The 24,056-nt window shown below is 69.1% G+C and carries 24 protein-coding genes; 6 read left to right on the top strand and 18 right to left on the bottom strand.

What is annotated here, in order from left to right:
• The first annotated feature begins 9 nt into the window (after positions 1 to 9).
• Positions 10 to 1,317: a homogentisate 1,2-dioxygenase gene (hmgA, locus tag ACFYLW_RS01065; protein WP_390182496.1), complete on the top strand. Its 1,308-nt coding sequence runs from the start codon at positions 10 to 12 to the stop codon at positions 1,315 to 1,317.
• Positions 1,314 to 1,700: a hypothetical protein gene (locus ACFYLW_RS01070; protein ID WP_292083751.1), complete on the top strand. Its 387-nt coding sequence runs from the start codon at positions 1,314 to 1,316 to the stop codon at positions 1,698 to 1,700. Before hmgA ends, ACFYLW_RS01070 begins: the two co-directional genes overlap by 4 nt.
• A gap of 76 nt (positions 1,701 to 1,776) precedes the next feature.
• Here the strand turns inward: ACFYLW_RS01070 and ACFYLW_RS01075 are convergent, their stop codons facing one another.
• The 13 genes from ACFYLW_RS01075 to ACFYLW_RS01135 all read right to left on the bottom strand — a co-directional run bounded on the left by ACFYLW_RS01075 (position 1,777) and on the right by ACFYLW_RS01135 (position 14,545).
• Positions 1,777 to 2,046, bottom strand: coding sequence for a hypothetical protein (locus ACFYLW_RS01075; protein WP_292083750.1), 270 nt, complete (start codon positions 2,044 to 2,046; stop codon positions 1,777 to 1,779).
• Positions 2,047 to 2,119: 73 nt separating this feature from the next.
• A complete protein-coding gene (gene glk, locus ACFYLW_RS01080) occupies positions 2,120 to 3,088 on the bottom strand; it encodes a glucokinase (protein WP_390182497.1) in 969 nt (322 codons plus the stop codon).
• A gap of 30 nt (positions 3,089 to 3,118) precedes the next feature.
• Positions 3,119 to 5,008 carry a phosphogluconate dehydratase gene (edd, locus tag ACFYLW_RS01085; protein WP_390182498.1) on the bottom strand — a complete coding sequence of 630 codons (1,890 nt, stop codon included), beginning with the start codon at positions 5,006 to 5,008 and terminating at the stop codon, positions 3,119 to 3,121.
• Positions 5,008 to 5,715 (bottom strand): 6-phosphogluconolactonase, encoded by a 708-nt coding sequence (pgl, locus tag ACFYLW_RS01090; protein WP_390182499.1) that lies wholly within the window; start codon positions 5,713 to 5,715, stop codon positions 5,008 to 5,010. The genes edd and pgl overlap by 1 nt, the downstream gene beginning before the upstream one ends.
• A 147-nt stretch (positions 5,716 to 5,862) precedes the next feature.
• Complete coding sequence (gene zwf, locus ACFYLW_RS01095) at positions 5,863 to 7,323, bottom strand: glucose-6-phosphate dehydrogenase (protein ID WP_390182500.1); 1,461 nt, start codon at positions 7,321 to 7,323, stop codon at positions 5,863 to 5,865.
• Positions 7,324 to 7,370: 47 nt separating this feature from the next.
• Entirely contained in the window at positions 7,371 to 8,012 is a 642-nt protein-coding gene (gene hisIE / locus ACFYLW_RS01100; protein WP_390182501.1) for a bifunctional phosphoribosyl-AMP cyclohydrolase/phosphoribosyl-ATP diphosphatase HisIE, read from the bottom strand.
• A 148-nt stretch (positions 8,013 to 8,160) separates the two neighbouring features.
• A complete protein-coding gene (gene hisF, locus ACFYLW_RS01105; protein ID WP_292083743.1) occupies positions 8,161 to 8,928 on the bottom strand; it encodes an imidazole glycerol phosphate synthase subunit HisF in 768 nt (255 codons plus the stop codon).
• Positions 8,918 to 9,676 carry a 1-(5-phosphoribosyl)-5-[(5-phosphoribosylamino)methylideneamino]imidazole-4-carboxamide isomerase gene (gene hisA, locus ACFYLW_RS01110; RefSeq protein WP_292083742.1) on the bottom strand — a complete coding sequence of 253 codons (759 nt, stop codon included), beginning with the start codon at positions 9,674 to 9,676 and terminating at the stop codon, positions 8,918 to 8,920. Before hisA ends, hisF begins: the two co-directional genes overlap by 11 nt.
• Complete coding sequence (gene hisH / locus ACFYLW_RS01115) at positions 9,673 to 10,275, bottom strand: imidazole glycerol phosphate synthase subunit HisH (RefSeq protein ID WP_292083741.1); 603 nt, start codon at positions 10,273 to 10,275, stop codon at positions 9,673 to 9,675. The genes hisA and hisH overlap by 4 nt, the downstream gene beginning before the upstream one ends.
• 166 nt (positions 10,276 to 10,441) lie before the next feature.
• Positions 10,442 to 11,875, bottom strand: a complete 1,434-nt coding sequence (gene hisB / locus ACFYLW_RS01120) for an imidazoleglycerol-phosphate dehydratase HisB (protein WP_390182502.1) — start codon at positions 11,873 to 11,875, stop codon at positions 10,442 to 10,444.
• A gap of 175 nt (positions 11,876 to 12,050) precedes the next feature.
• Positions 12,051 to 13,358 (bottom strand): histidinol dehydrogenase, encoded by a 1,308-nt coding sequence (gene hisD / locus ACFYLW_RS01125; RefSeq protein WP_292083739.1) that lies wholly within the window; start codon positions 13,356 to 13,358, stop codon positions 12,051 to 12,053.
• Entirely contained in the window at positions 13,358 to 14,239 is an 882-nt protein-coding gene (gene hisG, locus ACFYLW_RS01130) for an ATP phosphoribosyltransferase (protein WP_390182503.1), read from the bottom strand. The genes hisD and hisG overlap by 1 nt, the downstream gene beginning before the upstream one ends.
• A 9-nt stretch (positions 14,240 to 14,248) precedes the next feature.
• On the bottom strand, positions 14,249 to 14,545 hold the full coding sequence (locus ACFYLW_RS01135; RefSeq protein WP_390182504.1) for a YerC/YecD family TrpR-related protein: 297 nt from the start codon (positions 14,543 to 14,545) through the stop codon (positions 14,249 to 14,251).
• A gap of 98 nt (positions 14,546 to 14,643) precedes the next feature.
• Between ACFYLW_RS01135 and ACFYLW_RS01140 the strand changes: the two genes are divergently transcribed.
• From ACFYLW_RS01140 to ACFYLW_RS01155, 4 genes are all read left to right on the top strand, one after another.
• Positions 14,644 to 14,997 carry an endonuclease domain-containing protein gene (locus ACFYLW_RS01140; RefSeq protein ID WP_390182505.1) on the top strand — a complete coding sequence of 118 codons (354 nt, stop codon included), beginning with the start codon at positions 14,644 to 14,646 and terminating at the stop codon, positions 14,995 to 14,997.
• A gap of 114 nt (positions 14,998 to 15,111) precedes the next feature.
• A complete protein-coding gene (locus tag ACFYLW_RS01145) occupies positions 15,112 to 16,323 on the top strand; it encodes an NAD(P)/FAD-dependent oxidoreductase (RefSeq protein ID WP_390182506.1) in 1,212 nt (403 codons plus the stop codon).
• Positions 16,324 to 16,451: 128 nt separating this feature from the next.
• Positions 16,452 to 18,731, top strand: coding sequence for a TonB-dependent receptor (locus ACFYLW_RS01150; protein ID WP_390182507.1), 2,280 nt, complete (start codon positions 16,452 to 16,454; stop codon positions 18,729 to 18,731).
• Between the two features lie 80 nt (positions 18,732 to 18,811).
• Positions 18,812 to 19,489, top strand: coding sequence for a Fe2+-dependent dioxygenase (locus tag ACFYLW_RS01155; protein WP_390182508.1), 678 nt, complete (start codon positions 18,812 to 18,814; stop codon positions 19,487 to 19,489).
• 52 nt (positions 19,490 to 19,541) lie between these two features.
• Here ACFYLW_RS01155 and ACFYLW_RS01160 read toward each other — a convergent pair whose 3' ends face one another.
• Genes ACFYLW_RS01160 through ACFYLW_RS01180 form a run of 5 tightly spaced genes read right to left on the bottom strand, consistent with a single transcriptional unit; the run spans position 19,542 to position 23,992 of the window.
• On the bottom strand, positions 19,542 to 20,915 hold the full coding sequence (locus ACFYLW_RS01160; RefSeq protein WP_390182509.1) for a sulfite reductase subunit alpha: 1,374 nt from the start codon (positions 20,913 to 20,915) through the stop codon (positions 19,542 to 19,544).
• Between the two features lie 2 nt (positions 20,916 to 20,917).
• Positions 20,918 to 22,024, bottom strand: coding sequence for an FAD:protein FMN transferase (locus tag ACFYLW_RS01165; protein ID WP_390182510.1), 1,107 nt, complete (start codon positions 22,022 to 22,024; stop codon positions 20,918 to 20,920).
• The gene (locus ACFYLW_RS01170; RefSeq protein ID WP_292083731.1) at positions 21,994 to 22,788 is read right to left on the bottom strand and encodes a DUF4198 domain-containing protein; all 795 of its coding nucleotides are present in this window, start codon (positions 22,786 to 22,788) and stop codon (positions 21,994 to 21,996) included. Before ACFYLW_RS01170 ends, ACFYLW_RS01165 begins: the two co-directional genes overlap by 31 nt.
• Before the next feature lie 12 nt (positions 22,789 to 22,800).
• Complete coding sequence (locus tag ACFYLW_RS01175; protein WP_313472438.1) at positions 22,801 to 23,313, bottom strand: DUF2271 domain-containing protein; 513 nt, start codon at positions 23,311 to 23,313, stop codon at positions 22,801 to 22,803.
• 13 nt (positions 23,314 to 23,326) lie between these two features.
• Entirely contained in the window at positions 23,327 to 23,992 is a 666-nt protein-coding gene (locus tag ACFYLW_RS01180) for a PepSY-associated TM helix domain-containing protein (protein ID WP_390182511.1), read from the bottom strand.
• Positions 23,993 to 24,056 lie beyond the last annotated feature (64 nt).

Consider the following 24,056-nt stretch of genomic DNA (forward strand, 5'->3'; position numbering starts at 1 on the left):
AGAAACCACATGACGCGATCCAACGCGCCCGCCTATCAGACCGGCTTCGCCAACCACTTCGCCACCGAGGCCGTCGAGGGCGCCCTGCCGGTCGGCAGGAATTCGCCGCAGCGTCCGGCCCTGGGCCTCTACGCCGAACAGTTGTCGGGCGCGGCCTTCACCGCGCCGCGCGACCACAACCTGCGCAGCTGGCTCTACCGTCTGCGGCCCTCGGCCCAGCATGGGCCGTATCAGCCGTTCGATCAGGGCCGCGTGCGCTCGGGTCCCTTCACCGAGACCCCGCCCAATCCCAACCGCATGCGTTGGGACCCTCTGACCATGCCCGATCAGCCGACCGACTGGGTCGAGGGCCTGACCACCTATGGCGGCAACGGCGACGCCGATTCCGGCGCGGGCGTGGGCATTCACCTCTATGTCGCCAACCGTTCGATGGTCGATCGCGTCTTCTATTCCGCCGACGGCGAGCTGCTGATCGTGCCGCAGCAGGGGAGCCACCGCTTCGTCACCGAAATGGGCGTCATCGAGGCGGCGCCGGGCCACGTGGTCGTCATCCCGCGCGGCGTCCGCTTCCGCGTCGAGGTGGATGGCCCCAATGGCAGCGAAGTGCGCGGCTACGTCTGCGAGAACTACGGCTCGCCCTTCCGCCTGCCGGACCTCGGCCCCATCGGCTCCAACGGCCTGGCCAATCCGCGCGACTTCGAGACCCCCGTCGCCTGGTTCGAGGACGTGGATCGTCCGACCCAGTGCGTGCAGAAATACGGCGGCCTGCTGTGGACCACGACCTTCGATCACAGCCCGCTGGACGTGGTCGGCTGGCACGGCAACTACGCCCCCTATCGCTATGACACGGCGCGGTTCAACACCATTGGCACGGTCAGCTTCGATCACCCGGACCCGTCGATCTTCACCGTCCTGACCTCGCCTTCGGACACGCCCGGCACGGCCAACTGCGACTTCGTCATCTTCCCGCCGCGCTGGATGGTGGCCGAGGACACCTTCCGTCCGCCCTGGTTCCACCGCAACGTCATGAGCGAGTTCATGGGGCTGATCTTCGGCGAATACGACGCCAAGGCGGGCGGCTTCGCCCCCGGCGGGGCCTCCCTGCACAACCGCATGAGCGGCCACGGCCCGGATCAGGCCAGCTGGAACGGCGCCACAAAGGCCGAGCTCAAGCCGATGAAGATCGAGAACACCCTGGCCTTCATGTTCGAGACGCGGATGCCGATCCGCACCACGGCCTGGGCCGAACAGACGCCCCTCATGCAGCTCGATTACGACGACTGCTGGACCGGGTTTGAAAAAGGACAGATCGCATGAAGCTGAAAGGCCTTCTCTTCGCCGCCGGTTTGGCTCTGGCCGCCTGTACGCCGACCCCTGCGCCGCAGCCGGTCGTGCCGACCGCCGAGGCGCCGGAGCCGCCGCCGACCATGAGCATCAGCACTTCGTCCTGCTCGTCGCGGGGCGGCGAGATGCGGCAGGTCGGTCGAGCCCAGACCTGGCAGTGCGTGGTCAAATACGCCGACGCCGGCAAGCGCTGCACCGACGCCTCGCAGTGCGAGGGTCAGTGCGAGATCGCAGGCAACAGCGGCCTTGCCCCCGGTGCCCGCGCGGTCGGTCAATGTCAGGTCGACAGCAACCGCTTCGGCTGCCGCACCACCGTCAAGGACGGCAAGGCCGAGGCGACGCTCTGCATCGACTGATGGCGGCGAAGACAAACACGGCGCATGAAAAAGCCCCCGTCGCGATCGCGGCGGGGGCTTAGTCGTTGCGGTCGGCTTAGTGGGCCGGCGCCGGCGGGGTGGTGCTCGGCGAGGTGTTCGGCGTGTTCGAGGTGGTCATGCCGCCGTCGGCGTTGCCGGCCTGCTGCTCGATGCGGTCGGCTTCGGCGTTCAGGGCCTGTTCCTGGGCTTCGTTCGGGGTCGCGGCGGCCTGGGCTTCCAGGGCGTCAGCCTTTTGCTCGGCGGCCTTGTCGGCGGCGCTTTCACCGCAGGCGGCCAGACCGGCGACGGCGACGATGGAAGCGGCGGCGAGAACGAGTTTACGCATGGTGTTCCTCCAAGTGATTGAACCGGACCAACGCCTCGGCCTCACAATCGGTTCACGCCGCCGTGATCATTTTTCAACCCGCCTCCTTGAAGGCCACCCGCGCCGCGCCCAGAAGCGCGGCCTGCTTGTGCAGGATCACCTTGGTCGGGATGGCCTGCATATAGGGCTGGAACCGGCCCTTGCGCTCGAACCGTTCGCGGAAGGGGCTGGCCTTGAGGAAGGGCAGGATGCGCGGGGCGATGCCCCCGGCGATGTAGATTCCGCCGCGTGCGCCCATGGTCAGGGCCACGTCTCCGGCCACGGCGCCCAGGATGGCGCAGAACCGCGCCAGCGTGGCGCCGCAGGGGCTGTTCATGTCCTCCAGCGCGGCTTGGGTGATCTCGGCCGGGTCGTCGATATGGGTTTCGCGCCCGTCGATCTCGGCGAGGGCGCGATGCATGTTCAGCAGGCCCGGTCCGCAGATCAGGCGCTCGATCGACACCCGGTCGTAGCGTCGACGCAGGATGCGCAGGATCTCGTCCTCGACCGCATCGCCGGGCGCGAAACAGGCGTGGCCGCCCTCGCTGGGCAGGGCGATCTCGCGACCGTGGCTGTCGCGCGCCAGGGCCGAGACGCCGAAGCCGGTGCCGGGACCGAGCACGGCGATGGCGGCGTCATGCTGGCCTTCCGTCGGACCGCCCAGCGCCGCCAACTGGTCTTCCGGCACGACAGGGGCGCCCCAGGCCAGGGCCTCGAAGTCGTTGATCAGCCTGACCGGGTTCAGGCTCAGGGTCTGAAGCTCGCCCTCCGACACCCGCCACGGCGAATTGGTCAGGTCGATGGCCCCGTCGGTCACCGGTCCGGCCACGGCGATGACCCCGCCCGACGGCTTGACGTCGCAACCGTCGAGAAAGGCCTTCACCCCGCCGAGGAAGGTCGGATGCTCAGAGGCCGGAAAGCTCTGGTGATGATCGAGCACCGGGCGGCCGTCGATCATGCGGGCCAGGGCGAAGCGGGCGTTGGTGCCGCCGACGTCTCCGACGAGAAGAATCTTGTCGTTCATGGGCGGTCTCCTGGTGATCAATGATGCGGATCAGGCGTCCACCGTCCGGTCCACGATATTGGGATTGGGCGGCGTGTCGGTGTGGCCGTCGGCGCCTATGGGAACAGTAAAGCAGACCGTCGCTCCCTGTTCCGCCGTGGTCACGACCTGGCGGAAGGCGCCGAACAGTTCGCGGCCATAACCCCAGGAAGCGCCCTCGGCGTGGGCCTGCGATCGCCGCGCCGCCGGACGCGCCTTCAGATCGATCCCGCCGACGGTTGTCAGCATCCCGGCTTCGGGGTCCAGACGGATGATGTCGCCGTCCTTCACATGGGCCAGAGGACCGCCCGCCAGGGCCTCGGGCGAGACGTGGATGGCGGCGGGGGTCTTGCCGCTGGCGCCCGACATGCGGCCGTCGGTGACGAAGGCGACCTTGAAGCCCTTGTCCTGCAGCACGCCCAGCGCCGGCGACAGGGAGTGCAGTTCCGGCATGCCGTTGGCCTTTGGCCCCTGGAAGCGCAGCACCACCACCACGTCGCGGTTCAGCTTGCTGTCCTTGAAGGCCTGCAGGGCGTCTTCCTGGGTCTCGAACACGGCGGCGGGGGCCTCGACGATGCGGTTCTCGGGTTTGACCGCCGAGATCTTGATCACCGCTCGGCCCAGGTCGCCCTGCACCAGTCGCAAGCCCCCTTCGCGGTCGAACGGGTCGGAGGCCGGGCGCAGGATGTCGCGGTCGAGGCTTTCGGCGACCCCGTCGCGCCAGACCAGTTCGCCGTCCACCAGCGACGGCTCCTGGAAATAGGCCTCCAGGCCCTGACCCATGATGGTCACGACGTCCGTGTGCAGATTGCCCGCCTTGGCCAGTTCGCGCGTGACGAAGGCCACGCCGCCCGCCGCCTGGAAGGCGTTCACGTCGGCCGAGCCGTTGGGATAGACCCGCGCCAGCAGCGGCGTCACCGAGGACAGCTGGTCCATGTCGGTCCAGTCGATCAGCACCCCGGCGGCGCGCGCCATGGCGACCAGATGGATGGCGTGGTTGGTCGAACCGCCGGTGGCCAGCAGGGCCACGATCATGTTGACGATCGACTTCTCGCTGATGACGTCGGCCATGCGGCCTTCGCCTGACCGGGCCAGCTCGACCGCGCGCTTCGCCGCCGCCGCCGTCAGGGCGTCGCGCAGGCCGGTGTCGGGGTGGACGAAGGCGGTCGAGGGCATGTGCAGGCCCGCGATCTCCATCATCATCTGGTTGGAGTTGGCCGTGCCGTAGAAGGTGCAGGTGCCGGGCGAGTGGTAGCTGCCGATCTCGCTTTGCAGCAGGGTGGTGCGGTCCACCAGGCCTTGGGCGTATTCGGCCCGGACGCGGGCCTTCTCGGCATTGGGAATGCCCGAGGGCATGGGCCCCGCAGGCGCGAACACGACCGGCAGATGGCCGAAGGCCAGCGCCCCCATGAAGAGGCCCGGCACGATCTTGTCGCAGACGCCCAGCATCATGGCGGCGTCAAAGGCGTCGTGCGTCAGGGCCACGCCGGTCGCCATGGCGATGGCGTCACGGCTGAACAGCGACAACTCCATGCCGGGGCGGCCCTGGGTGACGCCGTCGCACATGGCCGGGGTGCCGCCCGCCACCTGGGCCGTGGCGCCGACCTCGCGCACCGCCTTGCGGATCACGTCCGGGAAGCGCTCGAACGGCTGATGCGCCGACAGCATGTCGTTGTAGGCGGTGACCACCCCGACATTGGGCCTGGACCCGTCCATGGCCGTCAGCTTGTCGGCGATGGTCTGACCGGCGAAGGCGTGCGCCCAGTTGGCGCAGGACAGCTTGGCGCGCCCGGCGCCGCTGTCGCGAGCGGCGTCCATGCGACGCAGATAGTCGGCGCGGGTGGCGCGGCTGCGTTCGACGATGCGGGCGGTGACCTCGGCCACCACGGCGTTCAGGGCCATCAGACGGCCTCCGTCCAAAGCACTTCAAGAGGAACCTTCGCCGCGATCAGGGCGGCGATGGGATGGATGCGCGGATCGCCCGCCGCCTCGCGCTCGAACACGGCGCGCTTGGCGGCCCCGCTCAGGGCCAGGACCACGCGACGCGCGCCGACCAGATAGGGCAGGTTGATCGACAGACGCTCCTGCGGCGGCGCCATGCCGTCGCGGCCCGGCGGCACGCCATAGACGGCGGGTTTCAGGTCCGGCGTCAGCAGGGTCTTCAGCGTCGGGCTTTCGGGGAACATGGAACAGATGTGCCCGTCCTCGCCCATGCCCAGCAGGACGGCGTCCAGGCGACCGCCCTCAGCCGCCAGCGCCTTCGACGCCTCGGCGGCGGCGCGATCCACTGTCACCGAGGGGGCGTAGAGCGGCAGGAAACGCGCGGCCGAGGCAGGGCCGGACAACAGGGTCCGCCTCATCAGGGCGGCGTTCGACTCCGGCGAGGTTTCCGGCACGTAGCGCTCGTCCACCAGCGTCGCCGTGACCTTCGACCAGTCCAGATCGGCTTCGGCCAATCGGGCGTAGATGGGCGAAGGGGTCGACCCGCCCGCGCCCGCGAAGACCGCACGACCCTCGGCGGCGACCCCCTTGGCCAGGGCTTCGCCCAGCCGCGCGGCGGCGGCCCTGGCCCAGGCGGCGGCGTCGGGGAAGGCTTCGATCGTGGTCATCAGATCCTCCCGCTCATCCCCGCGGAGGCGGGGACCCAGTGAGAGCCGCACGCACGACTCTTGAATCGAAACGGCGAGAGGCTCTTGCCGATGCGGACGGGGCCAAAGGACTGGGTCCCCGCTTCCGCGGGGATGAGCGGATGGTGATCATTCATCGCGCGTGTTCCACTTCCGCCCGGTCCGCGACAGCAGCAGGTCGGCCGCCTCCGGGCCCCAGGTTCCGGCCTCATAGGCCCGCGGCTTGAAGCCCGCGCCTTCCCAGGCCTCGGACACCTCGTCCACCCACTTCCACGCCTGTTCGGCCTCGTCGCGGCGCACGAACAGGGTGCTGTCGCCGTGCATGGCGTCCAGCAGCAGGCGCTCATAGGCGATGCGGCGACGCGGCGGCGCGGCGCCCTTGCCGTCCACCCCCCAGGACAGGCTCATCTTGATCGGCTGCAGCTGCATCCGCTGATCCAGCCCCGGCTTCTTGTTCATCACCGACAGCGAGATGTCTTCCTCGGGCTGCAGTTCGATGACCAGGCGGTTGTCATAGATGTCGCCGCGCTCGCCGTGGCCGAAGATGGAGTGGGGCACCGGCTTGAACTGGATGACGATCTCGGTGCGCTTCTCGGGCAGGCGCTTGCCGGTGCGCATGAAGAAGGGCACGCCCGCCCAGCGCCAGTTGTCGATGTCGGCGCGGATGGCGACGAAGGTCTCGGTGTCCGACGCCTGGCCGCGTTCCTCCTGATAGGCCTGGGCCGGCTGACCCTCGCTGGTCCCGGCCACATACTGGCCGCGCACGGTGACGCGCTCGGCTTCTTCCGGCGTGATGGGGCGAAGGCTGCGCAGCACCTTGACCTTCTCATTGCGCACCGAGTCCGGGTCTAGGTCGCTGGGCGGCTCCATCGCCACCAGGCACAGCAGCTGCAGCATGTGGTTCTGCAGCATGTCCCGCAGGGCGCCGTACTCGTCGTAGTAGGGCCAGCGGTCGCCGACCCCGACCGTCTCGCCGACCGTGATCTGGACGTGGTCGACCGTCAGATTGTTCCACAGAGGCTCGAAGATGGTGTTGCCGAATCGCAGGGCGATCAGGTTCTGCACCGTCTCCTTGCCCAGATAGTGGTCGATGCGGAACACCTGCCGCTCGTCAAAGGCGTGGGCCACGGCGTCGTCGATCTCGAGGAAGCTTTCCAGATCGCGCCCGACCGGCTTCTCCAGCACGATACGGCAGTTCTTCTCGGCCAAACCCGCCGCCTTCATCGCCGTGACGATGCGCCCATACAGGGACGGCGACACCGCCAGGAAGGAGGTCGTCTCGCCGTCGCCCGCCTTGGCCTTCAGCCCCTTCAGGCTCTCGGGATCGGTGGCGTCCACGGCCAGATAGTCGAGGCGCGCCTTCATCCGCGCCCAGCTGACTTCGTCCCAGGCGTCGTCGGCCTCGGCCTTGGCCTTCACCGCCTCATGGACCTTGGCCACATAGGCCTCGGCGCTTTCGGCCGAACGGGCCGCGCCGATGATCTTCAGCCCCTCGGGCAGCAGGCCGTCGTGGTCGAGGAAATAGAGCGAAGGCAACAGCATCCGCATGGCGAGGTCGCCGCCTCCGCCGAACAGAATGAGAGCCGCCATGCGCGCTTTTCCTCCGTGGCCCCGGCCTGCGGGGCTTGTCCTAAGGTCTAGCTATCGTCCTTGGCCGGTTGCGCGCGGCGCGCCAAGACGTCGAGGACGTCCTGAAACACCATGTTACGCGCATGGAGCAGGACCAGCAGGTGATAGATCAAATCCGCCGACTCGCTGGCGAGTTCCGCCTCGTCGCCCGCCGCGCCCGCCAGGGCCGTCTCCACGCCCTCTTCGCCGACCTTCTGCGCGGCGCGTTTGGGACCCTGGGCGATCAGGCGGGCGGTCCAGCTGTCGTTCGGGTCGGCCTGGGCGCGGACATGAATGGTGCGCTCCAGCCGCGCGATGCGGCCCAGCCCCGGCGCGTCCTCGTCGCCGAAGCAGCTGATCCGGTTCAGGTGGCAGGCGTTGCCCACCGGGCGGACCTTCACCACCACGGCGTCGCCGTCGCAGTCGGGCGTCACCGAGACGACATTGAGGAAGTCGCCCGAGGTCTCGCCCTTCCTCCACCGCCCGCCGCGCGAGCGCGAAAAGAAGGTGGCCTGTCCGCTGTCCAGCGTCTCGCGCAGCGCCGCCTCGTCCATATAGGCCAGGGTCAGCACCTGCAGGGTGTCGGCGTCCTGCACCACGGCGGGGATCAGGCCGTCGCCTTTTTTGAAGTCCAGTTGGGCGAAGTCGATCTTGGAAATATCGAGGGTCATGCGTTTGATCCGCTCATCCCCGCGGAGGCGGGGACCCAGGTTTGAGCCATCGGACGGACGGCGGCCTTGTTCGCGAAACCCAAGGCGTGGCGTTCGTCGCCAAAGCACTGGGTCCCCGCCTCCGCGGGGATGAGCGGAAGGAGGCAGGTCATATCCTCACCTCCACCCCGACCTGATCGAGGTAATGCTTGAGATCGGGAATCGCGATCGCGCCGGAGTGGAAGACGCTGGCGGCCAGGGCCCCCGACACGTCCGCCTGCTGGAACACGTCGCGGAAATGTTCGACCGCCCCGGCCCCGCCCGAGGCGACCAGCGGAATGGTCAGCCGCCGCCGCGCCTCGGCCAGTTGGGCGATGTCATAGCCGCGCCGCACCCCGTCCTGATCGATGCAGTTCAGCACGATCTCCCCGGCGCCGAGACCTTGCGCCTCGACGATCCAGTCCATGGTCAGCTTGCCGGCGCCGCGTCGGGCGTTCGGATCGCCGGTGTATTTGTGCACCCGCCACTCGCCGTCCTGAAAGGCGCTGTCGACGCCGACGACGACGCATTGCCGGCCCAGCCGCTGGGCCATCTCGCCGATCAGGTCGGGGCGCTCCAGGGCGGGGGAGTTGATCGACACCTTGTCAGCCCCATGATCCAGACAGCGCGCCGCCTGTTCCACCGTGCGGATGCCGCCCGCGACGCAGAAAGGGATGTCCAGCAGCCGGGCGATGTCCTGCACCCAGCCATAGTCCAGCGTCCGCCCCTCGGGGCTGGCCGTGATGTCGTAGAAGACCAGTTCGTCGGCGCCCTGATCGCGATAGCGCGCGGCCAGTTCGGCGGCGTCGCCCATGTCGACGTGCCCCTCGAAGCGCACGCCCTTGACCACCCGCCCGTCCTTGACGTCCAGGCAGGGGATGATGCGCCTAGCGGTCATTGGCCGACACGGGGGCCATGTTCGCGGCCTGGATGGCCTCGGCCACGGTGAAGCGACCGGCATAGAGGGCGCGGCCGGTAATGGCCCCGGCGCAGCCTATGGCCTTGGCGGTGATCAGGTCGTCCAGGCTGGCGATCCCGCCCGAGGCCTGAATCTCCAGCTCGGGGCGCCGTGCGATGGCCTCGGACAAAAGCTCCCGGTTCAGACCGGTCAGGGCGCCGTCGCGCTCGACGTCCGTGATCAGGATATGGCGCAGCATTCCAGCCGGATAGCGATCCAGCACGCTCCACAGATCCACGCCCGACGACTGGGTCCAGCCCTTCAGGGCGGGCACGGGCAGGCCGTTCTCGCTTCTGACGTCCAGGGCCAGGGCGATGGCCTCGGGGCCGAATTGCTCCAGCCATTTCAGCACCTGATCCGTGTCGGTGACGGCCAGCGACCCGACGACGACGCGGGCGATCCCGGCCCCCAGCAGGTGCTCGATATCCCTCTCCGAACGGACGCCGCCGCCGGACTGGACCTTGATGTCCACGGCCCGGGCCATGTCGCCGATCAGCTCATACTGGCGCGCTTCGCCCGCCTTGGCCCCGTCCAGGTCGATGACGTGGATCCACTCGGCCCCCTCGGCGGTAAAGGCGGCCATCCGGTTGGCGGGATGGGCGTCGTAGCGGGTCACGTGATTGAAATCGCCGTGCAACAGGCGAACCGCATGGCCGTCGATCAGGTCAATGGCGGGATAGATGATCACGCGGGCAGCTCCAGGAAGTTCTTCAAGATACGCGCACCAGCCTTGGCCGACCGTTCCGGGTGGAACTGACAGCCCCAGCGGTTGCCCATGTTGACCACGGCGGGCACAGCCAGACCATAGTCGGCGGCCGCGATCGTCGCCGGACCGTCGGGGCAGACGAAGCCGTGGACGAAATAGGCCCAGTCGCCGTCCTTGATCCCCTCCAGTAACGGATCGGGACGACGGATGGTCAGCCGGCTCCAGCCCATGTGCGGCGAGGGTCGCGACGGCGCGGGCGCAATGGCCTCGACGCGGCCGGGGATCAGCCCCAGCAGGTCGGCGCCCCCATCCTCGGCGCTGGTCTCGAACAGCAGTTGCTGGCCCAGGCAGACGCCCAGCAGAGGCCGCTTGAACCGTCGCAGCGGCTCGACCAGCCCCAGGGCGTTCAACCGCTGCATGGCGTAACCCGCCGCCCCGACGCCGGGCAGGATGACCCGCTCGGCTTCATCGAGGTCCGCCGGGTCGGCGGTGATCCGCACCCGCGCGCCCAGCCGCTCCAGCGCGAACCGCACCGAGGCGACATTGCCCGAGCCGTAACCGATGAGAGTGACGTTGCTCATGAGCCGGTTCCGATCCTCCCCTGTCGCAAGGCGACGGGGGAGGGGGACCATGCGCAGCATGGTGGAGGGGGCGAGATCGGGGCGCGGCGCACGGGGTTTGCCCCCTCCACCGCTGCGCGGTCCCCCTCCCCCGCTCCGCAGGGGAGGATCAAGGCTGCGGCGCCCATCACAGCACCCCCTTGGTGCTCGGCACCACGTCGCCCTCGACGCGGATGGCTTGCCTCAGCGCCCTGCCCAGGGCCTTGAACACGGCCTCGGTCTTGTGGTGGTCGTCGTCGCCGGTGACCGTGACATGGATGGCCGCGCCGAGGTTCTCGGCCAGCGAGCGGATGACGTGGGCCGTCAGATCGGTGCGGTAGTCGCCGATGAAGGGGGTGGCGAAGGTCCCCTCGAACACCGGATAGGGACGGCCCGACAGGTCGATGGAGACCGCCGCATTGGCCTCGTCCATCGGCAGGACGAAGCCATAGCGGGCGATGCCCTTCCTCTCGCCCAGCGCCTGTTTCAGCGCCTGGCCCAGGGCGATGGCGCTGTCCTCAATGGTGTGGTGCGGATCGGTGTGCAGGTCGCCCTCGCACGACAGGCGGATCGAGAACCCGCCGTGCGCCGCCACCTGTTCGATCATGTGGTCGAAGAAGCCGACCCCGGTTTCAATCTTCACCGGCCCGGCGCTGTCCAGATCGACGGCGCAGACGATGCGCGTCTCTTTCGTATCGCGCACGGCCTGTCCGACGCGGGTGCGACGGACTTTTGGAGCGGCGGCGCCGAGGGCCACCAGCAGCCGGTCGTTGACCTCGGGCTTCAGGGAGACGGGCAGGCGCACCCGCTCGCCGGCTTCATCGGCGTCGAGACCAAAGCGTCGCAGGTCGGCGATGACCGCCGCCGGATCGGACGGCCGGGCGATGATCACCGGCCCGACCCCGGCCTCCAGCGGCATCAGCCGCGACAGGGCCTCGACCACACGGGCGCGCTCGCGGCGCACGCTGCTGATGCGCTCGGCGGTCTCGATCATCCGCGACGGGTCCAGGGCCTGAAGCGCCAGCCGCACCGAGACCTCGGGCAGGGCGTAGGGCTCCATCACGTCCGCCAGCCGGGCCAGGGTCTGAGCCTGCGCCACCGCCGCGCCCACCCGCGCCCCGGCCAGGCCATAGGCCAGGGACAGGCTGCGCAGCACGATCAGGTTGGCGTGGTCCTTCACCGCGCTGGCGGCGGATGCGACTTCCGCGAACTCGACCAGACCCTCGTCCACCACCAGCAGAGCCGGGGCCACCCGCTCGGCCATCTCGGCCACGGCCTCGGGCGAACCGAGGGCGCGGATGACCACGGCGGCGGTCTCGGCGTCGTCTGCAGGCCGGGCGTAGAGCGCCGCCAGCCCCAGATAGGGTTCGGCCTCGGGCGCATGCACCTTCAAGCCGTCGCGGGCGGCCAGTCGCCAGACCAGCTCCAGCCCGTGCGTCAGGCCGCGCACCGGCAGCACCTGTTCGGCGGCGACGCCGTAGAGGTCGGCCATTCGGGCGCCGAGCGCGGTCGGGTCGGCCGGATAGCGGTCCAGACCCTCGCCGCCGGACACCAGAGGCGGATAGGGGGCGGGCAGGCTCACTTGCGATCCTCCCCTGCAAAGCGGGGGAGGGGGGCCATGCGCAGCATGGTGGAGGGGGCGGAAACGGACATGACGGCGGGTCGGGCTTCAAGCGGGCGCGACCAGAGCCGCCCCCTCCACCGCCTGCGGCGGTCCCCCTCCCCCGTAGGACGGGGGAGGATCAAGCGAGAGGCGCTCATCCTTCCGTCCTCAGGTCTGCTGCCCGCGCGTGGGCCTCCAGCCCCTCCATCCGCGCCAGACGCGCGGCGACAGGGGCCAGGGCGGCGGCGCCCATCTGCGTCACTGTCTGCACCGACATGGTGGTCATGAAGCTGGCGGTGGTGATGCCGCCCAGGGTCCGCGCCCCGCCGTCGGTCGGCAGGACGTGGCTGGGTCCGGCGGCGTAGTCGCCGAGCGTCTCGGCCGCCCATTGCCCCACAAAGACGGCCCCTGCGGCGGTGATCTTGTCGACCAGCCGTTCAGCCTCCTCGGCCTGAATCGACAGGTGCTCGGGGCCATAGAGGTTGGCCACTTCACAAGCCTGAGCCATGTCGGCCACGCGGATGGCGCGGGCCTGCTCCAGCGAGGCGCGGGCCACGGCGGCGCGGGGCAGGGTCTCCACCTGACGCTCGACCTCGGCGACGATCTCGGTCAGGGCCGTGCCGCTGTCGGACACCAGGATGACTTGCGCGTCGGCGTCGTGCTCGGCCTGGCTCAGCAGGTCGGCGGCGACGATCTCGAAGTCGGCGTCGCGGTCGGCGATGACCAGCAGTTCCGACGGTCCCGCCGGCATGTCCTGGGCCGGACCGCCCGGCAGCGATGAGGCGTAACGCTTGGCCTCGGCCACATAGGCGTTGCCGGGGCCGAACAGCTTGTCGACCGGGTCGATGACGCCGTCGTCCAGCTCGACGCCAAACGTCAGGGCCGCAATCGCCTGCGCCCCGCCCAGCAGCCATAGCTCGTCCAGCCCGGCTTCTGCGGCGGCGACGATCATGGCCGGGTGGACCGATCCATCTTTCGAGGGAGGCGTGACGGCGACGCGTCGCCCAACCCCCGCCACGCCCGCCGGAATGGCCAGCATCAGCAGGGAGGAAAACAGCGGCGCCGTGCCGCCGGGCACATAGAGACCCGCCGAGCCGATGGGCCGCCAGACCAGCTTGGACTTCACGCCCGGCGTGGTCTCGATGAAGGCGGTGTCCTCGGGCCGGGTCGCGGCGTGGAAGACGCGGACGTTGTCGGCGGCGACCCGCAGGGCGCGGGCGGCCGCGGGCGGCAGATCGGCGCGGGCCTCGGCGGCGGCCTTTTCGGTAATCGCCACCCGGCGCGGCGCGGCGCCGTCCAGCTTGATCGCCCAGTCGGTCACGGCCTGTCCGCCGCGCGCCTGCACGTCGTCGAAGATCTCGCGCACCACGCTGGTGACGAAACCCTCGGTGCGCTGCTGCGGACGGGCCAGCGCGACCCGGCGCTCAACGGCGTCCAGCTTGTTCCAGTCGATACGCTTCATCACATCATCTTCTCGATCGGCAGGACCAGGATGGCCGAGGCCCCCGCCGCCTTGAGCTTCTCCAGCGTCTCCCAGAAGACGGCTTCCTGACAGACGGCGTGGACGGCCACGGCGTCGTCGCGGCCCGACAGGGGCATGACGGTCGGCGATCCGGCGCCGGGCAGGATGGCGGTGATCTCCGCCAGGGCCGAGCGCGGCGCGTTCAGCATGACGTACTTGGCGCCTTGCGAGGACACCACGCCCGCCATCCGCTCGATGATGCTGTCCAGCAGGTGCTGCAGCCCGGCCTCGGGCGGGGTCGGCGACTTGATCAGCACCGCCTGACTGTCCAGCACGGTCTCCTTGGCCATCAGGCCGTTGGCCTCCAGCGTCGCCCCGGTCGAGACCAGATCACAGATGGCCGAGGCCAGCTTCAGCCGCGGGGCCACCTCGACCGCGCCGCGCATGGTGACGATGTCGGCGCCGACGCCGTTCTCATCCAGAAAACGACGCAGGATCTTGGGATAGGAGGTGGCGATGCGCAGCCCCTCCAGCGACGACGGACCGGCGTAGGTCAGGCCCGGCGGCACGGCGATCTTCAGCGTGCAACGGCCAAAGCCCAGGGGCATGACCACCTCCGCGTTCGGCCCGCCGTTCCTGACCTCCTCCAGCACGTTCTCGCCGACGATGCCGAGGTCGCAGACCCCGTCCGCCACAAAGGTCGGGATGTCGTCGTCGCGCACCCGCAAGAGGTCGATCGGATAGTTCTCGATCCGGTACAGCAGGTCGTTGTTGCCCTTGACGACGCGCAGACCCGCGTCGCGGACCAGGTCGAGGCTGCGTTCGGCCAGGCGGCCGGATTTCTGGACGGCGATGCGTAGCCGCCCCTGCACGGTGCTCATGATCTCAACTCAGGCTTTCAGTCTGTCCAGCACCAGGCGATAGCCCTGGTGCGGCATGTCCTTCAGGGAACGCGCGACGCGCACCACGGTGGTCGGGCTGGCCGAGGCCTCCACCGCGATCTCGCGATAGGTCTTGTCCCCGCCGTCCAGCAGCCGGGCCACCTGCCACCGTTCGCCAAAGGCGCGCAGCTCGGCGGGGGTGCAGAGGTCGGATAGAAAGGCGTCGGCCTCCGCCCGCGTCTGCAGCGAAAGCAGGGCGTCCAGCAGGGCGGTCTTGGCGGTGTCGGTGCTCATGGTGCGTTCCATTATGCTGTAACAATGGAACGGTCAACCCGTCCAAGTTGACGCCGCTTCCTTTTCCTCCCCACCTGTGGGGAGGGGGACCACGAAGTGGTGGAGGGGCCATGTCGCCGACCGCTGAAACCTATCGACGCGCCGCAGGGATGCGCCGCGCCCTGACCCCGCCGGAAGCCAGGCTGTGGACCTGCCTCAAGGGTGGAGGCCTGGAAGGTTTGAAGTTCCGTCGCCAGCATCCCGTCGGACCCTATATCCTAGACTTCTACTGTCACGCCGCGCGTCTGGCGGTGGAAGTGGACGGCGCGAACCATGATGAGCCCAGCCAGATCGCTCATGATGAGCGGCGGACGCGATGGCTGGTGGCGCAAGGGATTGAGGTGCTGCGGGTGCGCTCGACTGACGTGCGGGATCATCTGGACGGCGTGCTTACGCTAATTCTGCGGCATGCGGCGGGACGGTAGGCATCTGGCGCAGGCCCCTCCACCGCTTCGCGGTCCCCCTCCCCATTGCATGGGGAGGAGAAGACGCGCGCTTCATCCCTCGCCACTCGCCGCTCGCCGCTCTATCTGTCCCTCATGACCAAGGTTCTGATTATCGGCGCGGGACACGCGGGGGGCTCGGCGGCGGCGCTGCTGAGACAGTATGGCTTTGAGGGCGAGATCGTCCTGGCGGGCGAGGAGGCGGCGGCGCCCTATCAGCGGCCGCCTCTGTCCAAGGCCTGGCTGAAGGGGGAGGCGGGTCTGGAGGACCTGCTGCTGCGTCCCGAGAGCTTCTACACCGAGCAAAACATCGACCTGCGCACCGGGGTCACGGCGACGGCTGTCGACGCGGCGGCCAAGACCGTGACCTTCGCCGACGACGTGGTCGAACCCTATGACATTCTGATCCTGGCCACCGGTTCGATGGCCCGCAAGCTGGCCATTCCCGGCGCCGACCGGCCCGACCTGCTGGAGCTGCGCACCCTGGAGGACGCCGAACGGCTGAAATCCGTGCTGGCTCCCGGCCAGCGGCTGGCCGTGGTCGGCGGCGGTTATGTCGGGCTGGAGGCGGCGGCCTCGGCTCGCGCCCTCGGCGCCGAGGCGGTGGTGATCGAGCGCATGGACCGGGTGCTGGCTCGCGTGGCGTCGGAAACCCTCTCGGCCTTCTTCACTGACCTGCATCGCCAGCACGGCGTCGAGATCATGACCGGGGCCGAGGTCTCGGGCTTCGAGGACGACGGCGTGCGTCTGGCGGACGGGACCCTGATTACGGCCGACGCCGTCCTGGTCGGCGTCGGCGCCCTGGCGCGCGAGGCCCTGGCGCGCGCCGCCGGTCTGGCCTGCGAGAACGGCGTGGTGGTGGACGAGAACGCCCGCACCAGCAACCCCGCCATCTACGCCATCGGCGACGTCACCCATCGCCCCATCCCGGTCCACGGCGGACGGATGCACCGTCTGGAGAGCGTGCCCAACGCGCTTGAACAGGCCAAGCAGGCCGCCGCCGCCATCGTCGGCCGCGCCGCCCCGGCGGCGGAAACGCCGTGGTTCTGGTCCGACCAGTATGACGTCAAGCTTCAGATCGCGGGCCTGCCCTTCGACGCCGACCGTCAGGTGGTGCGCGGCGATCCGGCGACGGGCGGCTTCGCCGTCTTCCACCTGCACGGCGACCGCATCGTCTGCGTCGAGGCGGTCAATGCGCCCGCCGACTTCATGGGCGGGCGCCTGCTGATCGGCAAGGCGACGCCGGTGGATGCGGCCCTGCTGGCCGACCCCGCCATCTCGATCAAGGCGGTGGCCAAACCGGACTGAGGGCGGTCGGATGACGATGGTGTGACATCCCTGCCGCAATTGCGATTTAGTCGCAGGAGTCAGATTGTCGCAGGGTTGGAATCTGATATTGCGACCGGATCGCATTATCAATGACTGGTTCCTCCCCCATGTCCGACGCTCGTTCCTCTGCCCTCAAGGCGCTTCTGTTCGCTTCCAGCGCCGCCGGCATGCTGTGCGCCTCGCCCGTTCTGGCGGGCGACGAAGCCTCGATCGCCGCCCCGAATGAAGCGGCGGACATCACGCAAGACGCCACGACCCTGAGCGCCGTCGACGTGCACGGCCAGCGCGTGAAGCGCGAGCCCAAGGACCCGCAGTTCGTCGCCCCCCTGGTCGACACGCCGCGCTCGGTCACCGTGATCCCGCAGCAGATCATCGAGCAGACCGCCGCCACCTCGCTGCAAGATATTTTGCGCACCTCGCCGGGCATCACCTTCGGCGCCGGCGAAGGCGGCCAGCCCCTGGCCGACCGTCCCTTCATCCGCGGCCAGGCCTCAGGCAACAACATCTTCGTCGACGGCATCCGCGACACCGGCGGCCAGCAGCGCGAAGTCTTCAACCTGGAGCAGGTCGAGGTCATCAAGGGGCCGGACTCGGTCTATTCGGGGCGCGGCTCGGGCGGCGGCAGCATCAACCTGGGCTCCAAGACCCCGCGCCTCAGCGACTTCACCAACGCCTCGATCGGCGCCGGCACGGATTCCTATGTGCGCGGTACGGTGGACTTCAACCGCCAGCTTTCGCAAACGGCGGCCCTGCGACTGAACCTGATGGTCGGTCAGGGCGACATCGCCGGTCGCGATGCGGTCGACTTCGACAAGTGGGGCGTCGGCGCCTCGTTCGCCGTCGGCCTCGGCACGGACACGACCCTGACGGCCAGCTACTATCACCTCGACAGCGATCAGATGCCTGACTACGGCATCCCGCTCTACACCAAGCTGGCGGGCGCCACGGGCCCGCGTCCGGACGCCTCTGGCGTTCTGGATGTCCCCTATGACAGCTTCTATGGCCTGAAGGCGCGCGACTATCTGACCAACACGGTCGACTCGGTCACGGTCACCCTGGAACGCCAGCTGACCGAGAACCTGAAAATCCGCAACGTCACCCGCTACGCCGAGACGCTGAACGACTATGTCGTCACCAACCCGGGCGACGGCGGTACGGCGCAGCAGATCAACGGCGTCTGGTGGATGAAGCGTGGTCTGAAGTCGCGCTGGAACCCCGCCGACACCCTGGCCAACGTCACGGACCTGACGGGATCGTTCCAGACGGGCGGACTGAAGCACAGCTTCAACCTGGGTCTCGAACTGTCGTCCGAGAAGAACGACAACGCCTCCTACACCGTCACGACGCTCACCGGCACGGCCTGCCCGGCGCCCCTGACCGGTCTGGACTGCACCCAGGTCTACAATCCGAACCCCAGCGACCCCTGGACGGGCACGAAAACGCGCGGTCTGGTCAGCTCGACCGATACCCAGTCGACCGGGATCTACGCCTTTGACTCGATCAGCTTCGGCGAGAAGTTCATCGTCAACCTGGGCCTGCGTTGGGACGACTACTCGGTCGACGCCACCAACGCCTCGGGCACGGTGACGGCGCCCGTCTATACCTCGGTCCGCTCGGACTGGGACTTCGTCAACTATCAGATCGGCGCCGTCTACAAGCCGACCGCCAACACCAGCATCTACGCCTCCTACGCCACCTCCTCGACGCCCCCGACCATTTCGGCCGGCGATCAGAACGGCGGCACGGGCACGGGCACGGGCAACCTGGCCACGACCCTGCTGGATCCGGAAGAGACCGACAGCTTCGAGATCGGCGCCAAGGCCAACCTGTTCGGCGACCGCCTGGCGCTCAGCGGCGCCCTGTTCAAGACCGTGCGCAAGAACGCTCAGATCCAGGTGTCCGCAGGCGTCTATGAGCAGGCCGGCGAGGCCGAGGTTCAGGGTCTGGAACTCGGCGTCTCGGGCAATGTCACCGACAAGTGGCAGGTCTTCGGCGGCTACACTTGGATGGACTCGGAGCTGACCGAGGGCGCCTACAACAACGTCAACGTCGGCGATTCCCTGGCCAATACGCCGGAGCATACCGCCAGCCTGTTCACCACCTATCGCCTCATGCCCAAGCTGAGCCTGGGCGGCGGCGTCTACTATGTCGGCAAGTCGTTCGGCGGCAATCAGGGCGGCGCCGGCGGCGGTTCGAACCGCATCTACGCCCCGGCCTATACCCGCGTGGACCTGTTTGCCTCCTACGACGTCACCGACCGCGCCTCGCTGCAGCTGAACGTTCAGAACGCGGGCGATGAGGAATACATCATCCGCACCAACGGCGTTCACCACGCGGACGTGGCCCCGGCCCGTTCCGCCATCCTGACGCTGAACGTCCGCTACTAAGCGTTCGCGTTTCGCGCCATTCTGTCGGCCCCGTCGTTCTCCTGAGCGGCGGGGCCGATGCGCATCTGATCGAGGCTCCCATGCTGCTGCACATCCCCGACGTCTTCACCAAGGCCGAGGTCGCCGCCCTGCGCCGCACCCTGGACGCCGGCCCCTGGGCCGACGGCAACATGACCTCGGGCCATCAGTCGGCCACCGCCAAGAAGAACCTTCAGTTGCCCGAGGACAGCGCGGCGGCGCGCGAAGTCTCGGCCCTGATCGTTCAGGCCCTGAACGCCAACCCGATGTTCGTTTCGGCGGCCCTGCCGCACACGATCTTTCCGCCCCTGTTCAACCGCTACGAGGGCGGCGGCGAGTTCGGCGTCCACGTCGACAACGCCATTCGCCAGAGAGGGGATGTGCGTATCCGCAGCGACCTCTCGGCCACCCTCTTCCTGTCCGAGCCCGAGGACTATGACGGCGGCGAACTGATCATCGAGGAGCTGTACGGCGCCCAGTCGGTCAAGCTGCCGGCCGGCGACCTGGTCCTCTATCCGTCCAAGAGCCTGCATCGGGTCACGCCCGTCACCCGCGGCGCCCGCATCTCCAGCTTCATGTGGCTGCAAAGCCTGGTCCGCGACGACGCCGACCGCGAAAGCCTGTTCCGCCTCGACGTGGCGACGCAGCGGGTGAACCTGGACAAGGGGCCGAAGGATCAGGCCGTCATCGAACTGACCGGCCTCTATCACAACCTGCTGCGGCGGTGGTCGGAGGTCTAAAACCGCGCTTCTCCCTCCCCTTCATGGGGAGGGAGAAGCGTTGCGCCTGTGTTCAGTAGACGTCCCGCCGATACCGCCCGGTGTCGGTCAACCGCGTCAGCCGCTCCTCGCCCAGCGCCGCCTCCAGCGCCGCGTGGACGCCCTTGGACATGCCTTCCAGGCTGCCGCAGACATAGACATAGGCCCCGCGATCGACCCAGTCGGCAATCGGCCGCGCGTGTTCCGCCACCAGCGACTGGACGTAGCGGTTTTCGCCCCCGTCGCGCGAGAAGGCGCGGTCCAGACGGGTCAGGGCGCCCGACGCCAGCCAGGCCTGCAGGTCGGCGTCATAAAGCGCGTCGTGGGCCCGCGTCCGTTCGCCGAACAGCAGCCAGGCCCCGCCGGTCTTCTCATGCCGCGCCCGCGCCTTCAGATGCCCGCGCAGGCCCGCAATCCCGGTGCCGTTGCCGATCAGGATGATGGGGGCTTCCGGCGGCGGGGCGTGGAAGCCGCGGTTGGCGCGCACCCGCATGGCGATCTCGTCGCCGACCCGGGCGTCCTGCGTCAACCAGCCCGAAGCCAGACCCGGCGTCCCGTCCGGGCGCGTCATCAGGCGGATGCAGAACTCGACCCGTCCGTCCGAGGGCAGGGAGGCGACCGAATATTCGCGGCTGGCCGGCTGTTCGCCGTCGCGCGCGGGCAGGCCCACCTCGGCGATGTCGCCCGCCGCCCAGTCGGGCGTATGGCCGATGGGCTCGAAGGCCAGATGCCAGGCCTCGCCGCCGGGGCTGCCCGCGTTGAGCAGGGTTCGCTCGACCAGACGCCAGCGGTCATAGGCGGGCGGGGTCCAGTCGGGGGCTGAGGTCGAGCCCGTGATCTGGTTCAACTGATGCTGCCAGTGGCGGATGGCGCCCGCGTCGCCGTCATCCACCTCGACCCGGTCGAACAGGGTCTGGGCGCCGCACTCGTCCAGCCAGTCGCCGACCGCGCGGCCGAAACTGCAGTAGGCGTCATAGGAGCGGTCGCCCAGGGCCAGCAGGCCATAGGACAGATGCGACAGGTCAGCCTCGGCCGTCATCACCTGCCGCACGAAGCGGGCGGCGCTGTCGGGGGCGTCGCCCTCGCCGGTGGTCGAGGCGATCACCAGCAGGCGCCGCGCACTCTTCAGCGTCTCCAGATCCAGATCGGCGAACGACAGGGGCCTTGCGCCCACGCCGCCGTCGCCCAGCGCCCGCGCCGTCATCCAGGCCAGCTCCTCGCCAAAGCCGGTCTGGCTGGCGAAGGCGATCAGCACGGCGTCGTCGCCCGCCGCTTCAGCCAAGGCCCGCGCCTGTTCGACGGCCTTCGCGGCGGCGGCCCGCACGCGCCAGACGGTCAGGCCGACCAGGCCCAGCCACAGGATCAAAGCGACGCCGGCCCACAGCCAGCGGGACAGGTCGGCGGTCACGGTCAGGCTTCTTCTTCGTCCATCATGGCGGCGAAGGCGGGCGTCATCCGCTCGACCAGACCGCGCGGCGTGCGCTCGACGAAGCAGGCCGCGATCTGCATGGCCTCGGCGAACTCCGGCCCGTCATAGGGGCCTAGGACGGTCAGGGCGGTGGCGAAGGCGTCGGCGCGCATGGCCGAGGCGTCGAACACCGTCACCTGCGCCAAGCCATTGTCCACCGGCCGCCCGGTCGAGCCGTCGAGGGTGTGCGGATAGAGGCGCTCTTCATGCACAAAGGCGCGGCGCCAGTCGCCCGAGGTGGCCACCGCCACGTCGAACAGGGCCGCCACCGTCTGCGGCGCGGGCGAACCCGGCACGGCCTCGATCTCGACCCACCAGGGCTGGGCGTCCGGCTTGACGCCGCGCCCCAGAAGTTCGCCGCCGATCTCAACCAGATGCGAGGTCGCGCCCATCCCGGTCAGTCGCGCCGACACCCGGTCCACGGCGTGACCCTTGGCGATGCCCGAGAAGTCCAGCTTCATGCCGCCGGTCTGCACCGCCGCCTGGGCGTCGCGGTTCAGCCGCAGCTTCTGCCAGCCGGACACGGCCAGCGCCGCCTCGACTTCTTCACTGGACGGCAAGGGATTGAGCGGATCGCGCGGTCCCGGCGGGCCAAAGCCCCACAGGTCGACCAGAGTCCCAAGGGTCGGATCGACCGCGCCGTTGACGTCGTCGGCCAGATCCAGAGAGGCGTTCAGCAGGGCCCAGAAGTCGTCCGACAACTGCCACGTCCCGGCGGGCGCGTTGTTGAAACGGCTGATCTCGCTGTCCGGCGTCCAGGGGCTGAACAGGGCGATGATGCGCGCCAGCTCCTCCTCGATCGCCGCCTGAAACGCGTCCTGCGCCACGCCCATCGGCGGGACAAGACGCACCGACCAGGTGGTGCCCATGCTTTCCCCCGACAGCGACCAGATCAGGTCGCTGGGCGGCCGCTCCGGCGCGCGGGCGCTCGGCGGGATCAGGACGCGCGTGTGCTGACGGCCGTCAACCGCCGCTCCGAGCAGGAGCGGCGGCGGGGTCGAGCTGGAGCTTTTCGAGGTCAGGGCAGGACTTCCAGCGCGCCGTTCCACGAGGCGTTCGAGCCGGGCTGGCCGTTCACGCCTGCCGTGCGCACCGAAGCGCCCAGCCAATAGAGACCGGCTTCCGGCCAGGTCACGCTGAAGGCGCCGTCCGCGCCGGTCTTGACCGTGATCTCTTCGGGATTGTTGCGGTAGCGGGTGCCCCCGCGCGCGATGGTCACCTCGACATTGGCGGCGGGCTGGCCGTCCTTCAGCAGCTTGAAGGTGGCGGCTTCGCCGGCGGCCAGATCGTTCGGGTGGGTGACCGGGGCCAGTTCCAGACCCTTGCCGACGATGGCCAGGTCGGTCGGCTCGCCCAGGGTCACAAAGGTCTCGGTGCGGCTGTCGGTGCGCACGGCCTCGACGTCGGTGGCGTCGGCGGGGATGGCGGTGGCGAAGTCAGCCTCCGTCCCGCGCCAGCGCTTCTGCTCGCCGCCCTGCTTGTAGCTGGCCATGAAGCCCGAACCGACATTGGCGACGCGGTAGGTGCCGGGCTTCGACAGGTGCAGGTCGAAGCTGGAGCGGTACTTGGCCTGCATGACGTTCTCGGCCTGGGCGGTCGAGCCGTCCGGGGCGGTGATGGTCAGACCGGCCAGACGCATGGCGGCGTGATCGGGGATGAAGACCCCGTTCGACATGCCGGCGTCGAAACCGACCCAGGCGTCGTTGCCCGACAGGACGGTCGAGGTCGGGGCCAGCCAGGCGCGGTGCGCCTGAGCCGAGAGCGGGGCAGCCAGAACGGCGGCCAGAGACAGGAAGGCGAGCGTCTTTTTCATGATCTCAGATCCTTAGCGGGTCACGGCGACGCGAACGGCGCCCAGTTCGGTGGAGCCGGTTCCGGCGGCGGTGTTGGCGGCGCCCCAGCGGAAGGGCACGCGGACGACCTCGCGGCCGCCCAGTTCGCGGGCCGCCTCGACGACGATGTTGTACTGCCCGGCGGGCAGGTTGCGCAGGCGGGCGGCGGGCACGGTCACGGCGTGACGGCCGGGGGCCTTGGTCGGGCCGGACACGCCGTCGGCGGGCATGGCCATGGCGCGGCCGCCCTTGCGCCACCAGGTGCGCAGGTCCTTCAGCCAGTCCTTGCCGTCGCCTTCGTTGTTGCGGGTCTGCTGGTACCAGACGGCCAGGGTCTGGGCCGTGGTCTGATCCGGCTTCTCGATCCACACGGCCACATAGGGGCGGTGATAGGAGGCGCTGGCAATGCGCGGCAGCTCGACGCTGACGCTCAGGTCGGCGGCGCTGGCGACGGCGGGCGCGGCGGCGAGGCCGGCGGCGGTCAGGACGAGAGGGAGCTTACGCATGGGGAGGAACTCGTCAGTGGATGAAGAGGAGGGCGATAACGACGGGAATGAGCAGACCCAGGGCCACGATGGGCCAGGTCGAGGGACGGCCGCGGGCGTGCAGCCACAGCAGGGCCAGACCGGTGACGGAAAAGATCACGCAGGCCACGGCGAAGACGTCGATGAACCAGTACCAGACCTTTCCGGCGTTCCGACCCTTGTGCAGGTCATTGAGGTAGGCGATCGCGCCGCGCGTGGTCTTCTCATGCACGGCCTCGCCGGTTGAACGGTCGATGGTCAGCCATCCGTCGGCGCCGGGCGTGGCCAGGGCGACATAGATCTCGTCGGCCGTGGTCTCGGTCGGCTTGCCGTCCACCTGCACCTTGAAGGCGTCGGCGGCCCAGCGCGCGACGGGGGCGGGGACCGGGTCGGTGGTTTCTTCGGGGAAGTCGGCCAGTCGCGCCAGCAGGGGGGCGGGCAGGGTCGCGGTCGCTTCCTTCGTCACCGGCTCGGCCGGAATCTGGGCGGCGTGGTTCAGGGTGATGCCGGTCGCCGCGAACAGGATCATGCCGACCAGGCTGACCGCCGCCGAGATCCAGTGCCAGCTGTGCAATTGCTTCAGCCAGAACGACCGCTTGGCGTTCAGCGCCGCCTTCGGCTTCACGGCGGTCTTGGCGGGATTTGCAGCGGCTTCACTCACAGACAGGGCTTTGCCATATTCTGCGAACGATTTGCAATACCGTTTAGGCGTCGGAATGTCGCGG

Source organism: Brevundimonas sp. NPDC007368 (assembly GCF_042869015.1).
In the GTDB taxonomy this organism is placed as follows: domain Bacteria; phylum Pseudomonadota; class Alphaproteobacteria; order Caulobacterales; family Caulobacteraceae; genus Brevundimonas.